The organism is Bradyrhizobium sp. T-1, from assembly GCF_053592855.1.
The window spans coordinates 4471662-4485334 of the sequence record NZ_CM132115.1 but is presented as its reverse complement, the minus strand read 5'-3'; the positions used below and the strand labels follow the sequence as shown (position 1 = coordinate 4485334).

At 57.1% G+C, this 13673-nt stretch carries 34 protein-coding genes; 8 read left to right on the top strand and 26 right to left on the bottom strand.

Annotated features, from left to right (window positions below):
- Window positions 1-122 precede the first annotated feature (122 nt).
- The 10 genes from ACWAT4_RS21810 to ACWAT4_RS21765 are packed head-to-tail and all read right to left on the bottom strand — an operon-like array spanning window position 123 to window position 4768.
- Window positions 123-1424 (bottom strand): hypothetical protein, encoded by a 1302-nt coding sequence (locus tag ACWAT4_RS21810; RefSeq protein WP_449728038.1) that lies wholly within the window; start codon window positions 1422-1424, stop codon window positions 123-125.
- Window positions 1421-1684, bottom strand: coding sequence for a winged helix-turn-helix domain-containing protein (locus ACWAT4_RS21805; RefSeq protein ID WP_449728037.1), 264 nt, complete (start codon window positions 1682-1684; stop codon window positions 1421-1423). Before ACWAT4_RS21805 ends, ACWAT4_RS21810 begins: the two co-directional genes overlap by 4 nt.
- Before the next feature lie 40 nt (window positions 1685-1724).
- Entirely contained in the window at window positions 1725-2033 is a 309-nt protein-coding gene (locus tag ACWAT4_RS21800) for a hypothetical protein (protein WP_449728036.1), read from the bottom strand.
- A 34-nt stretch (window positions 2034-2067) separates the two neighbouring features.
- Window positions 2068-2466: a hypothetical protein gene (locus ACWAT4_RS21795; RefSeq protein WP_449728035.1), complete on the bottom strand. Its 399-nt coding sequence runs from the start codon at window positions 2464-2466 to the stop codon at window positions 2068-2070.
- 33 nt (window positions 2467-2499) lie between these two features.
- A complete protein-coding gene (locus tag ACWAT4_RS21790) occupies window positions 2500-2787 on the bottom strand; it encodes a hypothetical protein (protein ID WP_449728034.1) in 288 nt (95 codons plus the stop codon).
- The gene (locus ACWAT4_RS21785) at window positions 2784-3206 is read right to left on the bottom strand and encodes a DUF7448 domain-containing protein (protein ID WP_449728033.1); all 423 of its coding nucleotides are present in this window, start codon (window positions 3204-3206) and stop codon (window positions 2784-2786) included. The genes ACWAT4_RS21790 and ACWAT4_RS21785 overlap by 4 nt, the downstream gene beginning before the upstream one ends.
- A gap of 2 nt (window positions 3207-3208) precedes the next feature.
- Window positions 3209-3634, bottom strand: a complete 426-nt coding sequence (locus ACWAT4_RS21780) for a hypothetical protein (protein ID WP_449728032.1) — start codon at window positions 3632-3634, stop codon at window positions 3209-3211.
- On the bottom strand, window positions 3631-4227 hold the full coding sequence (locus tag ACWAT4_RS21775) for a hypothetical protein (RefSeq protein WP_449728031.1): 597 nt from the start codon (window positions 4225-4227) through the stop codon (window positions 3631-3633). Before ACWAT4_RS21775 ends, ACWAT4_RS21780 begins: the two co-directional genes overlap by 4 nt.
- Complete coding sequence (locus ACWAT4_RS21770; RefSeq protein WP_449728030.1) at window positions 4224-4586, bottom strand: hypothetical protein; 363 nt, start codon at window positions 4584-4586, stop codon at window positions 4224-4226. The genes ACWAT4_RS21775 and ACWAT4_RS21770 overlap by 4 nt, the downstream gene beginning before the upstream one ends.
- Window positions 4583-4768 (bottom strand): hypothetical protein, encoded by a 186-nt coding sequence (locus ACWAT4_RS21765; protein WP_449728029.1) that lies wholly within the window; start codon window positions 4766-4768, stop codon window positions 4583-4585. The genes ACWAT4_RS21770 and ACWAT4_RS21765 overlap by 4 nt, the downstream gene beginning before the upstream one ends.
- Before the next feature lie 84 nt (window positions 4769-4852).
- Between ACWAT4_RS21765 and ACWAT4_RS21760 the strand changes: the two genes are divergently transcribed.
- Window positions 4853-5032, top strand: coding sequence for a hypothetical protein (locus ACWAT4_RS21760; RefSeq protein ID WP_449728028.1), 180 nt, complete (start codon window positions 4853-4855; stop codon window positions 5030-5032).
- Window positions 5033-5036: 4 nt separating this feature from the next.
- Here ACWAT4_RS21760 and ACWAT4_RS21755 read toward each other — a convergent pair whose 3' ends face one another.
- From ACWAT4_RS21755 to ACWAT4_RS21680, 16 genes are all read right to left on the bottom strand, one after another.
- Entirely contained in the window at window positions 5037-5528 is a 492-nt protein-coding gene (locus ACWAT4_RS21755; RefSeq protein ID WP_449728027.1) for a hypothetical protein, read from the bottom strand.
- Complete coding sequence (locus tag ACWAT4_RS21750; protein WP_449728026.1) at window positions 5525-6067, bottom strand: hypothetical protein; 543 nt, start codon at window positions 6065-6067, stop codon at window positions 5525-5527. Before ACWAT4_RS21750 ends, ACWAT4_RS21755 begins: the two co-directional genes overlap by 4 nt.
- A 1-nt stretch (window position 6068) precedes the next feature.
- Complete coding sequence (locus ACWAT4_RS21745; RefSeq protein WP_449728025.1) at window positions 6069-6257, bottom strand: hypothetical protein; 189 nt, start codon at window positions 6255-6257, stop codon at window positions 6069-6071.
- Between the two features lie 73 nt (window positions 6258-6330).
- Window positions 6331-6567 carry a hypothetical protein gene (locus ACWAT4_RS21740; RefSeq protein ID WP_449728024.1) on the bottom strand — a complete coding sequence of 79 codons (237 nt, stop codon included), beginning with the start codon at window positions 6565-6567 and terminating at the stop codon, window positions 6331-6333.
- Window positions 6564-6995, bottom strand: coding sequence for a hypothetical protein (locus ACWAT4_RS21735; protein ID WP_449728023.1), 432 nt, complete (start codon window positions 6993-6995; stop codon window positions 6564-6566). The genes ACWAT4_RS21740 and ACWAT4_RS21735 overlap by 4 nt, the downstream gene beginning before the upstream one ends.
- Window positions 6996-7172: 177 nt before the next feature.
- Window positions 7173-7307 (bottom strand): hypothetical protein, encoded by a 135-nt coding sequence (locus ACWAT4_RS21730; RefSeq protein WP_449728022.1) that lies wholly within the window; start codon window positions 7305-7307, stop codon window positions 7173-7175.
- A 1-nt stretch (window position 7308) separates the two neighbouring features.
- Window positions 7309-7602, bottom strand: coding sequence for a DUF968 domain-containing protein (locus ACWAT4_RS21725; protein ID WP_449728021.1), 294 nt, complete (start codon window positions 7600-7602; stop codon window positions 7309-7311).
- Window positions 7595-8077, bottom strand: a complete 483-nt coding sequence (locus tag ACWAT4_RS21720; protein ID WP_449728020.1) for a hypothetical protein — start codon at window positions 8075-8077, stop codon at window positions 7595-7597. Before ACWAT4_RS21720 ends, ACWAT4_RS21725 begins: the two co-directional genes overlap by 8 nt.
- 10 nt (window positions 8078-8087) lie before the next feature.
- Window positions 8088-8522: a hypothetical protein gene (locus tag ACWAT4_RS21715; protein ID WP_449728019.1), complete on the bottom strand. Its 435-nt coding sequence runs from the start codon at window positions 8520-8522 to the stop codon at window positions 8088-8090.
- A gap of 1 nt (window position 8523) precedes the next feature.
- Window positions 8524-9015 (bottom strand): siphovirus Gp157 family protein, encoded by a 492-nt coding sequence (locus ACWAT4_RS21710; protein WP_449728018.1) that lies wholly within the window; start codon window positions 9013-9015, stop codon window positions 8524-8526.
- Entirely contained in the window at window positions 9005-9238 is a 234-nt protein-coding gene (locus ACWAT4_RS21705) for a hypothetical protein (protein ID WP_449728017.1), read from the bottom strand. Before ACWAT4_RS21705 ends, ACWAT4_RS21710 begins: the two co-directional genes overlap by 11 nt.
- 246 nt (window positions 9239-9484) lie before the next feature.
- Entirely contained in the window at window positions 9485-9664 is a 180-nt protein-coding gene (locus ACWAT4_RS21700; protein ID WP_449728016.1) for a hypothetical protein, read from the bottom strand.
- Window positions 9661-10017 (bottom strand): hypothetical protein, encoded by a 357-nt coding sequence (locus ACWAT4_RS21695; RefSeq protein ID WP_449728015.1) that lies wholly within the window; start codon window positions 10015-10017, stop codon window positions 9661-9663. The genes ACWAT4_RS21700 and ACWAT4_RS21695 overlap by 4 nt, the downstream gene beginning before the upstream one ends.
- A 3-nt stretch (window positions 10018-10020) precedes the next feature.
- On the bottom strand, window positions 10021-10206 hold the full coding sequence (locus ACWAT4_RS21690; protein WP_449728014.1) for a hypothetical protein: 186 nt from the start codon (window positions 10204-10206) through the stop codon (window positions 10021-10023).
- Window positions 10207-10318: 112 nt separating this feature from the next.
- Window positions 10319-10456 carry a hypothetical protein gene (locus ACWAT4_RS21685; protein ID WP_449728013.1) on the bottom strand — a complete coding sequence of 46 codons (138 nt, stop codon included), beginning with the start codon at window positions 10454-10456 and terminating at the stop codon, window positions 10319-10321.
- Window positions 10453-11136, bottom strand: coding sequence for a helix-turn-helix domain-containing protein (locus tag ACWAT4_RS21680; RefSeq protein ID WP_449728012.1), 684 nt, complete (start codon window positions 11134-11136; stop codon window positions 10453-10455). The genes ACWAT4_RS21685 and ACWAT4_RS21680 overlap by 4 nt, the downstream gene beginning before the upstream one ends.
- Window positions 11137-11222: 86 nt before the next feature.
- Between ACWAT4_RS21680 and ACWAT4_RS21675 the strand changes: the two genes are divergently transcribed.
- The 7 genes from ACWAT4_RS21675 to ACWAT4_RS21645 all read left to right on the top strand — a co-directional run bounded on the left by ACWAT4_RS21675 (window position 11223) and on the right by ACWAT4_RS21645 (window position 13321).
- A complete protein-coding gene (locus ACWAT4_RS21675) occupies window positions 11223-11480 on the top strand; it encodes a YdaS family helix-turn-helix protein (RefSeq protein ID WP_449728011.1) in 258 nt (85 codons plus the stop codon).
- On the top strand, window positions 11477-11719 hold the full coding sequence (locus tag ACWAT4_RS21670) for a hypothetical protein (protein ID WP_449728010.1): 243 nt from the start codon (window positions 11477-11479) through the stop codon (window positions 11717-11719). The genes ACWAT4_RS21675 and ACWAT4_RS21670 overlap by 4 nt, the downstream gene beginning before the upstream one ends.
- A gap of 147 nt (window positions 11720-11866) precedes the next feature.
- Complete coding sequence (locus ACWAT4_RS21665; protein ID WP_449728009.1) at window positions 11867-12229, top strand: hypothetical protein; 363 nt, start codon at window positions 11867-11869, stop codon at window positions 12227-12229.
- Window positions 12230-12245: 16 nt separating this feature from the next.
- Window positions 12246-12722, top strand: a complete 477-nt coding sequence (locus ACWAT4_RS21660; RefSeq protein ID WP_449728008.1) for a helix-turn-helix domain-containing protein — start codon at window positions 12246-12248, stop codon at window positions 12720-12722.
- Window positions 12719-12904, top strand: coding sequence for a hypothetical protein (locus ACWAT4_RS21655; protein WP_449728007.1), 186 nt, complete (start codon window positions 12719-12721; stop codon window positions 12902-12904). The genes ACWAT4_RS21660 and ACWAT4_RS21655 overlap by 4 nt, the downstream gene beginning before the upstream one ends.
- Window positions 12901-13113 carry a hypothetical protein gene (locus ACWAT4_RS21650; protein WP_449728006.1) on the top strand — a complete coding sequence of 71 codons (213 nt, stop codon included), beginning with the start codon at window positions 12901-12903 and terminating at the stop codon, window positions 13111-13113. Before ACWAT4_RS21655 ends, ACWAT4_RS21650 begins: the two co-directional genes overlap by 4 nt.
- Entirely contained in the window at window positions 13082-13321 is a 240-nt protein-coding gene (locus ACWAT4_RS21645) for a DUF2312 domain-containing protein (protein ID WP_449728005.1), read from the top strand. The genes ACWAT4_RS21650 and ACWAT4_RS21645 overlap by 32 nt, the downstream gene beginning before the upstream one ends.
- The last annotated feature ends 352 nt before the right edge of the window (window positions 13322-13673 follow it).

Below are 13673 nucleotides of genomic sequence, written 5' to 3'. Positions count from 1 at the left end.
GCGGGGTGCCTGCGATCTCCGGACCGATCTCGCGGCCGCGGGCGCGGATCAGGCGCTCATAGGCCGAGAGTGATTTCTAATGGAAACGTCAACAAATTCAACGGTCGTTAGTCAAAACTTAGTCACTCAGTTTTTGGTTCGTTCCGTCTCTTTGCTCGCAGTCTCATGACCTCGGCGGTAGCCTCAGCCTGGATGCGGGCATAGTCCGCCGTCTGTGAGATATCGCTGTGAGTGGCCGCCATCTGGACAAACTCGCCGCGCGCGCCGGCCAAGAACCCCTCAGAGATCGCTCCACTGCGGGAATCCATGTTCCAGACGTTCTTGGGCACCTCGGCCTTGGTAGCCACCAGCCGCCACTTCCGGCGATATTCGTTCGGGCTCCAGGGCAGGCCGGTGACGTCGTTGATGATGATCGGGCCATTCGAGGGCAGCAGGCTACGGTTTACTGTTACTTTCTTGGTAGTCTCGTCCACATGGATGAGGGGCTGCTCGCCGATCAGGATCTGCAATTCCTCGAGCACCATGGGCGCCAGCTTTAAGTCGATCTCGACCAGCTTTTGCTTCTTGCTGGTGATGTGTTTCAGGATCAGATTCTCATCGATCTCCTGCCAGACGATGCCGCGAAGCCACTTCCGATCGCCGACGATGACGGCCGAAACGCCGGGCTCCGATAGGGGCACAGTCTCGCCGATCACGTCCTTCTGACGGAAGGTGCAATCGAACTGGAAGGCCTGAGCGAGGGCCATTGAATACCAGCCGAAATGCTCGCGCGCCTTGATCCGTATGGCATTGGCGTAGTCCGCCGTCACGCTCACGGTGCGGGGCTTAGCCCCCTGGAAGCGCATTTTGCTCATCACCCCGCACAGCCGTTCGCACTCCGGGTCTTCCAGCAAGGTTGCGCCGAAGCTGAAGAGTGACCTGAGCTGCCCGATGAAGGCTGATCCTGTTGCGATCTTGCCATCTGCCGCCCAGTCCTTATGCCATGCCAGAAGAATGCGAGCCTTGATCTCGGACAGTTTCACGTCGCCGTGCTGATCGACGAGCCGGCGCATAAGGCTGTTGCGGTTTTGCTTGACGTGGAAACGGTTCTTCTGGAACGGCGAATCCGCATCCGTCTTGTAGCAGTGGATGAGAGATCGCAGGCTGCCGGTGAAATGGTCTGGCTCCGGCGGCTGAGGCTTCGGTAACTCTCGGCCGAACGTCAGCATGTCATATTGCTGGTGTTGGCAGCGCGTAGAGATCATCACAGCCTCGTCCTCGGTTGGCGTTTCGCCAACCCAGAGCTGCACATATCGCGGTGAGTAGCCGTCTTTGACGCGGTCGGTACGGGCTTGCCATGAGGCCAGCCAGCCGTCGCTGCGTAGCCTCCAGACAAGACCAGGCGCAGGTAGGCCCAGCACTGGAGGCTGTGGTTTATCGGTCATCGTAGGACCCCTTTTGATTTGGAAGTTAGCGACCCCACTGTAAGCCCGTTGTGCTTATCGAGCCAGCTTTTCACAGCAGGCCAGTAGCGTCGTTCACCAAATAATGGGGACTTCTTCGGGAATCCGTAGTCACGCTCAAGGCCCGGCAACATCGGCCGCATCACCTTTTCAGGCACGCCAAGGCGCCGGATCAGTTCTGCATCTGTCAGATACAGCTTGTCCTTTTCGCGTTCGAGCGTGTGCGCGGCAGGCATGGTCATTTGTCTGTTCCCAAGTTGTTCGACGTCAGCGGTGAACTGATCATAGGTAGCCCTTGATGATCCAGCCGATCAGCAATGCAACAAACGGCGTGAGCAGCCCTGTCATCAATGGCTTCCATGGCTCGTCCTTGGATTGCGGGATGTGCTGATGCGTCATCATACTGACCAGCAAAGAAACCGCGATGGCCTGCGGTATCGAAAGCGAAGGTAGACCGAAGATCGGAACCGCAAACCATCCCCAGATGATGCTGAGCGCCCAGCCGCGCAAAATTGCGGTGATGAGGATAAGGCCAACGACGCCGACAAAAGCGATGGAAAAGGCGAAGACATTAAGCATTTTCAGTGCCACGCTTGTTTGAGGTCATTGGCGAGGTGACGTGGCGCTAGGCCACGTTCCTCCCCTCGACGCCGCGCGCCATGCGAGCCTTAGTCCGCGACTGGAGGGCTTCCATCGCCTCCTGGACCTTCTCCAGTGCGATCTCGTTCTCGCGACAGGCGAAGGGGCCGAGCTGGAACGAGTTGAGGCGATCGGCGACGATGGCAAGCAGAACTTCCTGCGTCAGACCGTTAACGCCGTGATCGTTGATCGGGCCGTTCTGGAACAGGATCGTTGTCTTGCTCTTGGGCTCGATGCCTTGGCCGACCAATGAAGGATTGCTGGACGTATCGAATCCGGTGATCTCGTAGCGGTGGTTTGCGCCGCCGGCACCGGGCGCGTCGGTGACTTCGATCTTGAGCTTGTCGTTCACGGGATTGACGATGTGGCTTGTGATCTCACGCATAGTCGTCTCCTTGGTTGAGGTTGGTACGCACTTTCACTGATCTGAAGGGAGCCGCGACGAGGCCACGCGCTTCGCCTCGGCTTCCAGGAAGTGCAGCTCCTTGAGGAAGCCATCATCGACCTTCTCGGTCCAATAGCTGTCATACTTCGCGGCGCCGGCAATTGCCTTCAGACGTCCTGCGGCGATCATTGCCTCTTTGTACGATCCGCTATTGGCAACGAGATCGACCATGATGGCGGCGGCACGTTTCGACAGCCCGTCGCGACCGAGGACGGCGCCGGCATCCTTCAGTTGCTTGGCCCATTTGAGACGGATGCTCACTTCCCAGATCCTCCCACATCATCGGGGATGGGCTGCCACTCTTCCTTGCTATTATTCTGCCCGTAGACGCCGCCGTAGTGATAATCGCCGGGCCAGCTAAGATTGCCGCCATAATATCCGTTCGACTCGTTGCGGTAGTCGAGAACGAGATCGCCCTTGTCCGTGGTCAGCTTCAATCCATAGAGCGCGAGCTCGTCGCTTGCCGATGGCAGACTGAGTTCTTCGGCCCCCAGGATCTTCGCGGGGATGCCACCAGCGGGCATTTCGATGGATTCGATCCAGGTATCAGAGCAACAATCGCCATCGCACTTGGCGATGATCTCTTCGCCGTCTACTGTGAAGCGGATGGCCTTTTTGTCTGCCGCCAATTCGACCTTAGAAAGCGTTTTTCCGACGAGGGCTAATGCGCCTTTGTCCATCTTTATTCTCCTGAATGGTGTTGCGAAGAGACCGGGGAACAGGCGTTTTCGATCTGTGCCCCTTCCGTTGTCGGTTTTGGAAACTCTTTTCCGCCATCGAAAAAGTCTTTCCGGTCCTGAGACGTTTCAAGAACGGCCGCCTGATGAACAAGCTCTGACAGCAAATCGTCAAGCGTATCGCCATGTCCCGTCGCATAGCCGCGCTGCATCATCCACCACGCAACGTGGATGCTCGGGTTTGAAGTCCACTCAGTTAGTCCAGTTGGACTTGACCTTTCCTCGTTATCGATAAACGAGTTCAGTATCCGAGATACAGACTGATTTAGCTTCCAATCAACATCATCACCCCCGCCGCCGTTGCGGCGGATGTCCAACGCAGCCTGCTTAAGCCGCTCAAGGATTCTGAACTCAAGTTTGGGGTCGCTCATGTCATCGCTCGCTGACTTTTTGCGATGTTATCGGTCGCTGACATTTCGTCGCCACGAGGCATGATCGAAAGATCGATAAAGCGCGGGTCGCCAAAGGTCTTGAAAGTCAGTGTCCAGACCTTCCGGCCCCAGTGCTTCGTATCGTCGTTCTCAACCACGATCTTGAGATCAGCAGCGGCAATGATACGCCTCAGCAAGTGCTCGGGCTCGCATGCCCCTCCGGTCCAGGGGACGGCAACAAGGTCAAGATCACGGGTGAATGAGCCGTGGAACAGAAGCGCGTACCCCTCTGCCCATGCCAGCACTCTGGCCATGGTGAACACGCGAGCGTAATCGGGATCAATAATGCCATACAGACGGGCCGCAGTTTTCTCGCTCAACTGCTCAGCCTGTTGTTCACATTGGCTTCTCCACATATCCCGGTTGCGGCAAATGCGCGCGTGGTCATCGCGAACTGCCCTCAGTTCTGCTGCCAATCGCTGAATATCTTGAAGCGCCATCTTCATGACGTTCTCGGACTGAGCTTGGCTGCCGTTCGTGGCTGCGCAGGCGTCAACTTTGGCCCAGCTTTCAGGGTCTTTGTTGAGGTTCACTTGTCGCCTCCACCGTGTGGGCGCGTCATCGCCAGTGCGGCCTTGACGTCATCAGAAATGTCTCTGAATTCGTGCTGGCAGAGCTTGTACATGCAGGCCATGTGGTTGGCGCAGGAGTTCGCGTCTTGGCATCCGTTCGGCCAAGAGTTCTCATCTCGCTCTGGCACTGGCGTTGGCTGCGGTTGAGTGTCAGTGAGGGATGCTAGTTCATGGGCGCACCTGCGGAGCGTTTCCGCCTCGACATGGTTCATGTCGCCCTCGTCATCGTCCCCGCGCTCATAGCAATCCTCGGCAGACTTTTCGAATTGCTTAGCCTCGGTGAGCCACTTATGTGCGATCTGCTCGTATTTGCTGCTCATGCTGCCACCAGCGCGTTGAATAGGGAATCGGTGAGGGGCTTCCAGCCGCCCCAGACGAATACCTTGACCGTGGTCTTGCCGAACGTGCTGACCGGGGTGAAGCAGCCGATCTTTTTGGCATGGAACAGCGGTGAGACCAGAGCGATGGCTTCGGCTTGGTTCTTGAAGGTCTTGGCGGTCATGTCGATCTCCCGTGTTGACGGAAATACCGATATCGCATATTCTGAGTCCCGTCAATAAGCGATATCGCTTTTTCTGGGGTGAATATGAAAAAAGTTGCGAAGAAGGGTCGTGGCAGGCCGGGAATGGATGTGAAGCCAACGGTGGTTCGGCTAGATGATGGACAGCCCGAGCGCATCGATGCTCTTGAGGGACCCGGAAAGCGTGCGGAATTCATCCGGGGGGCGGTAGAAAAGGAGCTGATCAGGCGGGAGAAGAAGGGCTGAGCCATCAGTCCAGCCCATCCATGTACATTTCTTCCTCGTGTCGAGTCTTCTCCTCGAACGAGTCGATGATCGCGGCGGCCTTGTCGAACAATTCGGCGAAGTCGCGCGCGTCCTGTTCGCCGATATGGACAAAGTTGGTTGCTCGAATGCAGTCGGCGCGGGCGCGCAGCATGGCTGTGAAGTCTTGCGGCACTTCCCCATTGCCGGCAGAACATCTCTGGACAGGCGGACCGAGAATGCCACGCACGTCTTGAGCGGTCGGAAGATCAGCATCCGCCTCGACCGGAGCGGCCGGCGGCTGGGCGACGCGAACCATCGACACGTAGACGTCGTTCGCTACGTCGATCGCGAACCCTGGATCCGTCCCGTCTGTCCATTGCGTGGGGTTGTTGTCTGTCCCCGCTTCAAGCATCGCCGTGGTTGGGATCAGGGGGACAAGCTTCCACCCTTCCGGCACTTGCGAGGATTGGGCAGCATTGGGGATGTGATCGGTCATGCGACCACCTCGCCACGACGAATGCGATCCAGCAGGTTTTCCTTCTCGCGGATGGCCTTATTGACCTGCTCGACCAGTGACTTGACTTGATCCTCCAAGTCCTTGATCCGTTCATCACGGATCAGGGTCTCGTTGGCTTGAGCGACCTTCTTGCGAAGCTCAATGGCGCCCGTCTCGAATAGGCGCCCGTGGATCACGGGGTACTGATCGAGGGCCGACCGACTGTTATAGGAGCCATCGCTGCGGCCGGTGTAGCAGATGTACTGGCCATCATCGCCGCGCTTGTCACATGACAGATAGCGCCGCATCTGGTCCTCGTTGCCGAGAAGCATCTGCTCCAATGCCCGCTCTGCCATATCGACAACCCAAGCGGAAAGGTTATAGGCGAGGTTATCCTTGAGGCTCCACATCAGGGATTCCTCGAACTCGCAGGACAGATCCTTAACCTTCTTGTTGAACTGCTCCATCGTCTCGTCCGAGAGACCGGCCTGGATCGATTGTGCCAAGGCGTCGCGCAGTTTTTCGTCAATCTTGTCCATTTCACTGCTCCTCTACGACCACGGTGAGCCACGGCTCATCTTCGTATTGGTCCCTGATTTCATCGACTTCGTCGGGCGTGAGGTCGCGGAAGTGCTTCACGACATCGCCTTCGGTGTTCCAGATATCGACGCGATAAAGCGGCTCATCACAGCTCTCAGCGGAACAGCCCTGGACAGAATCCTTCACCATGACGGCACTCCAAGCGGGTGGAAGTAGAACTCGGCAATGCCCCAGGCTAGAAGGGCGGCGAGGAGGGCGAGCTTCATTGCTTTTGCTCGAAGTATTTGCAGGCGCCGAACTGCTTCGTGATGCAGTTTCCGATCTTGCCGGTCAGGCGCTTGAAGGTTGCGCATCGATAGAGCTCTCGCCGGCCCGACTGGAGGTGACAGGCTCGACAATCTCCACACGTTTTACCCGCCGGTCCCGTGTAGGCGAAATGCGCCATTCCAGGCTTGACTTCAGCTTTGGTCGGGACGCCTTCAATCCGTGTCAAAGTCATTGTTCAATACCCCGATGTTGGAGAACCACCTCTGTGGCGGTTTGGAATGTGTTGCGACGCAATCCGGATTGGATGCGAAGGCGGTAGGCTCTCGCCTGAACGGCTGCGATAGGCTTGCCCATCTCGGCTGCGACCTCGGGAAACGTGCGTCCTTCCGAGGTCAAACGCCGCAGGACGTCATCCTCTTCCTGGGTCCATACTCCGCGACGATTGCGCGCCTGCTCGAACTTGTCGGCCCATTTGCAGTTCGACGGCTCGTAATTGCCGTTGTTGTCCTTCCGCTCGATGCTGAAGCCCTTTCCAGGCCTCACACCCATGTCGGCATAGAAATCCTGGAAGCTGTTACGCCAGCGATCGCAAACCGTGATGCCGCGCCCGCCATATCGCGGGTAATCCTTGTGCGTTGTCCGGTAGCAGCGCGCTTTCATGTCGCGCCAGGCCGAGTACTCGCTGGTATAGATGAGCCGATGCGTGCTCTCGCGCGTACCTGCCGCGCAACGGAAGCTGCATGAGCGCTTCTTGTCGCTCGGGAAGCACTCGAAGGGAGCGCCGCAGTTCCTGCAATTTCTCGTCTCTTTAGGCATCACGTACCCGTTGGTTGGAAATCACTGCCGATGTGACAACCGCTCAACCGGCGGCGTCGTGATCTCGTACCAGCACACGAGACTGGCGAGACCGATGCCAAGCACGATCAGGATCACCTTGAACGTCGGAGCGTAGGCTTTGCCAACGAGTGCCATCTCAGTGCTCCGTCAATCGCATCGCCAGCATGAACGGGTCGATTTGGTATTTCTTCCAGAAAGCCATTTCGTTCATGGTGTGTTGCTCTCGATGGTGCATTCCGCAAAGTGGAACAGTCCATTTGTCCGAAGGCTTCTCCTGCATCCCGGTCGAGTTCTTGCCGTGCGCAATTGAACCAGTCCGGATGTGCGCCGCCTCAGTTGCCGTGTCGTCCTTGCAGATACAGCAGGGAAGCGAGCGGATGAAATCCAGGCGCTTGCTGTCGTGCTGGCGCGGTTGTCTCTGCCTAAGCATGTTCTACGGCTCTCCAGGCTTGGTATTGGCTTTCAAGGCGGCTCCACGCGATGCCAGCATTAGGATTGATCCCAAGCTCGACACGCGACTCCACGCCACAGATCAAACGAACGCACTCGGCCGCATTTTGAGCCTCGTGCCAGTCATCGGGGCGCTCTTCCTTCAGGAAGGCGATGAAGGTTGGCTCATTGCATCGGATGCCAGCCTGTTGCTGCGGCTGCAAATCACTCCAGTCCCGCTTGTCGCGCTTCGCTCCAGCCGAACGCTTGTCCTCGCTCGGCTGGAGCTTCGCGGGTTCGGAATCCTTAAGAGCGGCAATTCCGAACCAACGCTCAGTGGCAGGGGCTGGCATGCCTCCGAGCACTTCGTAAGCTGCATCCGCGTCCTGCAACGGGATTTCCATGACCACTTGGATCACTCCTCGGGTCTTCACGAGCTTCCAATCCGAATAGCAGGCGCGGAATGCAGAGTTCATCGTTCAATCCTCAGAACGGAATGTCGTCGTTCGGCGGCGCGTCATGAGCCGGATGACCAGGAGGAGGTCCGCTGCTGATGACTTCCATATTGTCCGAGATGCCGCCTGTGACGCGGCGCGGAGCGGCTTCGCGATTGTCCTTGGGAGTCGGGACGCGACAGCGGAGGCCATCGACGGGCTTGCCCTGGTATTCGGTCCGGATCGCGAACAGGATAACGGGCTGGTCATACCAGTCGTCGGTGTCGTCGCCGTAAGCATCGCCGATCGCATTGGCGTTGGTCTTGTTGAGGACGAGGCCCTTTTCCTTACCCTTGAAGTAGAGCACGAGCTTCTTGTCCTGCCCGATTTCTTCGCGCTCAACGCGGCCCATGGTGAGACGAACTTCGCGGCCTTGAAGGTCGGGAGCCTTGAGGTACTGGGAGGGAAACTCTTCGGAGATTTTCATTTCATTTGATCCTGATTGAGAGAGATTTGCTTCCGTTGGTCATTGTGGCGCCAGCTACCCAGCCGCTGGCCAGCAGCTCCTTGATCTTCGCCTTGTCGGGTTTCCGCTCGAACTTGCAGGCGATATCAGGGAGTTTTTCTTCGTCCGTAACCATCACTGATGGCGGGACGGATCGGATGGAAAGGGTTGCTTCCGGCAACTCAAGCTTTGGAAGCTCTGCTGCCTCCATCAGCTTGAATGCGAGTGAACGAAGCGCCTCGACGCGGTTTTCAAACCGCTCCTTACGCGCCTTCAGCTCCTCGAAACGATCCTTGGTGCCGACAACTAACCCCTTGGTGTCTTCGATCTGACGAATGACTTGGGTCAGCAGATCTTCGATCCTGGTCTCGCTCTCCAGCGACATCAGCCAAGCTTCATCGTCCTCCAGAAGCTCTGGGTGGGAGAGCTTCAAGTTTTCGATTTGCTGCCGAACAATGAGAGGATTAAGCTGCATGGGAAGGCTCAATGGGCGTTTCGCGGTAGGCTGCTTGGGCGACGATGACTTGGGTGAGCGCCGATTGCAGGACTTCGCGAACTTTGCGAAGCTCATCCTCAGCGAGGCTTTCGAAGCCAGGACGAAGCGGCAGCGCGCGGGCGTGACGGGCAGCCATGGAGGCGCCGGCTTCGATGAATTGAAGGTGAGGGGAGACCTTTTGCTCCCATTCTGCGAGCGTCATCACGCAAACTCCGGTTCGGCCATCGCCTCAGCGACGCCTTGCTGAATGGTCTCGTAGTCAAAGATCAGATCGATTAGCCGGCGCTTCTCCTGCGGATCAGCGTCCATGATCTGGTGAAAATTCTCTTGGATTGCTCGGACGATTTCGTGGGTGCAGCGGGTCATTGGAGCGCCCACGCGAAAGCCACGAACATGCACAAGCCAAATCCGATGCAGGCGAGGCTGTTCTCTATGATCTCTTGGTTGCTCACGGCAGATACTCCGGAAGGTCTTTGATTTTCTCGTAGTGCTCTTTCGCGTCAGCCCGCGTTTTGAAGCTGTCGAGCTTCACCCACACGCCGAAGATGCCCGGCCTGCGCCAGAACAGTCCGAAAGGCTCGTAGCTGCCGTGCATGAAATCGATCTTGAAACGAGCGGTGTTCATCACAGCCCCATCCGATATTCGCGGCGCATCTCGGCGCGATATTCAGCGGCAGCCTCACGCTCGGCCTCGATGCGCTCGCGGACGGCGTCATCAACCCGGTCTTTCCAGTCGATCTCGAGCCGCTCTGAGATGAGGCACACCAGCTCGAACGGCGCCTTGACGTAAATCCACGGACGCTTGCCGGCCGCGCGCTCTTCGGAGGTCAGATTCTGGTATCCCTCGACGCAGAGACCATCGATCTCCCACGCGCCGTCATGATTGAACTTGATCTCGGCGCAGCCGTTGATCTGGCCAGCCGGAATGCCGTTGGCGATCACCAGCGGGAGCTCTTCGAATTCATAGGTGAAGGTGGCCATGGCTCAAGCCTCCACCGAGACTGCGCGGGAGCCGGCCTTGCGAACCATTTCCTCGCGCTTGCCGATGACGGTATAGCCGTCGATGGTCTTGGAGCGCTTGACGCGCAGGCCGCGCCAAACATGAGAGAGGTTCGGGTCCTCGTAGTCGGCGACGAAGTAGAGTTGGTTGGCGCTGGTCTCGATGATCATGGTGTCGTCTCCCCGTCTGATGGAAACGACCATAACTCAGGTTATTATAACCGTCAATAAGAAAAGTTATCGAATACGACAAAAAATATTGTGCGGCGCACCAATGGCCGGCTTATCCCATCTTTCGAAGAATCAGCAGCAGCAGAATTGGGGTTGCGACCTGGGCAATCCACTGGATCGTTTTGAAGACCATTTCTAACATGATTTGTCGACGAGCGAGGTCATCCTGTTCCCACTCCGGATTGTTCATCGTCCGGATTCCTTGCCGACAGCTACGTGCACCTTTTGCCAATCCGACTTCTTAATAGTGAAGTGCTTTTCAGGGTTGGTCTGGCTGACATAATAAACGGCTTCGCTAGCGTCGGGCGATCGATCCAAGTATTTTATGATCGCTTCAACAGTGCCGTCATCGCGGGTTCCCTGGAAGACACAGGGATCGCCTTTTTTGGGGTGCAGGCGAGGGTCCACATACGCGATGTCATTCTCGTTGTACTCGCGGGCCATAGAATCCCCAATGACGAGAACTCCGTAGCTATCTTTCTTTCCCGCCAGCCTTTTCGGCCTGGTCGTATATGTAAATGGCTCGTTTTCCAATACCAAGGCTCCCCGGCCGCCTCGAACAATGGAGTAGACAGGCAAATCAACGTCACCCATTAGTTGCTCGCCGGGTATAACTTGCAATGCCTGCTTTGGTCGCAATAGTTCTGCGCCGTCGCCTTGGTTAACGGGAGCTTGCGAGAGAGACGGGTCCAGCTTAGACAAAGGGATACCCAACTCTTGGGCGATCTTGGGCATATGCTTTGACCGCAAAGTCTCTCCAGCCTCGATTTTTTTGATGGCTACCTGAGAAATCCTTACGCGCTTGCCCAGCTCGGCCTGCGACCAGCCGCGCCTAACTCGTTCAGTTTTAATTAGAATACCGGGTTCCATGACTCGGCATTCTATAACATCGGTTATTGATAGTCCCGATAACTTTGGTTCTTGCGTCATCCCATAACCTGTGTTATTTCAAGGTTATGGATGGCAAGAAACCAAACATCATCGAACGAGCAATCACGCTGGCGGGCGGCTCTGAAGCGGCGCTGGCGCGTGCAACTGGCCTCAGCCAGCCTTTGATCCACAAAGCCAAGAACAGCGGGCGTGCAGGCCCTCGTCTGGCTTTAGCGATCCATCATTTCAGCAAGGGAATGCTCCCGGCTTCCGATCTGCGGCCTGATCTATGGCGCCGTCCCGAGGATGTACCTCCCGCAAAAGAGCCGGAGTGCGCCGCATGAGCAGCCGGACCGCGACGACGGGGAATCCTTCGCGGCCCGGCTCTCGCAACGCGGGAACGCAATACAATCCGCGCGCCGCTAACTTAGTCCGTCTTCCTTCTGGCTCGCTCGTCCAGCTTAGCAAGCCGGTCGTTGACCCGCGCGAGGTCGGCGCGGGCTTTCTCTTCCTCTTCCTTTTGCTTCTGGAGGCGCTGATCGTTCTCGGCGCCTACTTCGGATATCAGGCGTTCGTTCCTTAGCCTGTTAACGATCAGCGCGGCATGAAAGCCGATGTTCTGAAACACTGTGTGTCCTACAAATAAAGGGTGTTGCGTCATGGGTAAGAAGATGAACCCGAAACGTTGGGAGGCCAACGGGAACACTCCCAATTGGCTTGGGAGGGCGGCATGAGTGATGCTGCTGTGATGCTCAGGGAACTTTCGTATCCCTGGGAGCCTGGTGAGAAGATCAAGGTTGTGATCGACAGAACGTCGAAGCTGTGCCGGCTCACTTACTGGCGGACTTTCGACATCTGGTATCGCAAGGCCCGGAAGGTCGAGGATTACGAGATTGCTCAGATCGCAGAGGCTCTGCGGATCAAAAACGAAAGAGCGGCCAAGAATGAACTTCACGACCTCAAGCTCAGGCTCGCCCGACTCGAAGCATCCCTTTCTGCGGGAGACGCGGACTTTCATAGCCCGACAATTGATTTCGCTCGGGAGATGGTGCGCCCAGTTGGCGGAAAAAATCGCTCCTTGGCTGGGCGATAACTAGGGGAGGGGGAGAATGACGTCTTTCGAGATGCGCCTACATGCCGAGCACAAGGCTAGGCTAGCTAGATTTGCTGAGGCGGCCACAAAGCACAACATGGCGGCGTTCGATGTCACCGTTCCGCGGAGGCCACCGGATCCAATACTTCCTCCGATCGCTGATGAGCAGATCAAGGAAGCCCATTCCTTCTTCGAGAAAAACGGGCTCGTCAGCAAGGTTGAGATCATTCAACGCGCGGTGCTCGCGAAGTTTCCGGGCATTACGATGGCGGATATCAAGTCCAGCCGTCGCACGGCCAAGACCGTCGCCCCTAGGCAGCTCGCAATGTATCTCTGCAAGGAACTGACTAACAGGACACTGCCAGACATTGGCCGGCGCTTTGGTGGCCGCGACCATACCACGGTGATCCATGCGGTGAACAAGATCACGTGCCGCATCCGCGACGACGAGAATTTTGCGCGCTTTGTCGATGAAATCCGGGAGACGCTATGATGACTGCCATCCACGTCATTGCGCGCCGTATGCAGCGGCTTCCGCTTCACCACCAGATCGCCCACCTCCGAGCGCTCGTCGATCTGGAGAAGCCCCGCAGCGTGCGTAGGATTGAGCTGGAAGCGCTCCTCAAAGAGCGGCTGACGAAGCAGCTCCGGAAAGAAAACCGGAGTGCGGCATGACGCGCATCCGCAAGTCAATTCCGACCGAAGGCGCATCGATCTGGTGGGCGTCAGGATGGGCTTATGTGATGCCAGATTTCGATAAGCCCAACCATTCGATCATCGAGTGGCTGAGCGACAATCCACCTGTGTATCCCCACCGCGTTCAACCAACAACCAGCGATGATGAGAGCACAGATGGCGACGGTCGGCGACAACAGCCAGCTTAAATCCTACGTGGATCGGATCAATCGCCTCGAGGATGAGAAAAAAACGATCTCGGGCGATATCCGGGATTTATACACCGAGGCTGGCAGCAATGGATTGAACCCGAAGGCCCTGCGCGTAGTGGTGCGCAATCAGCGCGCCGACAAGAAGAAGCGCGAGCAGCTCGAGGCCGACGTTGACGCGTACATGGTGGCGCTGGGGCTTGCATGATCCTAACACCTAAGAACTGGAAATCGTTCCAGCACTACAAGGATCGTGCGCCGGCTTGGATCAAGCTCCACAAAGGCTTGCTGGACGACTTCACGTTTGCGCGCTTGCCGCTTGCTAGCAGGGCGCTAGCACCAATGCTTTGGCTGCTAGCAAGCGAGTACGAAGACGGTGGAATTACCGCCTCGCTAGAGGAGATCGCTTTCCGTTTGCATATTAGCGAAGCGGAACTGTCTGCGGCGATAACCCCTTTAATCGATGCCGGTTTCTTCGTCTCTAGCGATGCGCTAGCAGAACCGGAGCGGATTGCTAGCCTAGAGAGAGAGGATATAGGTAAGAGAAGAGAAGAGACAGA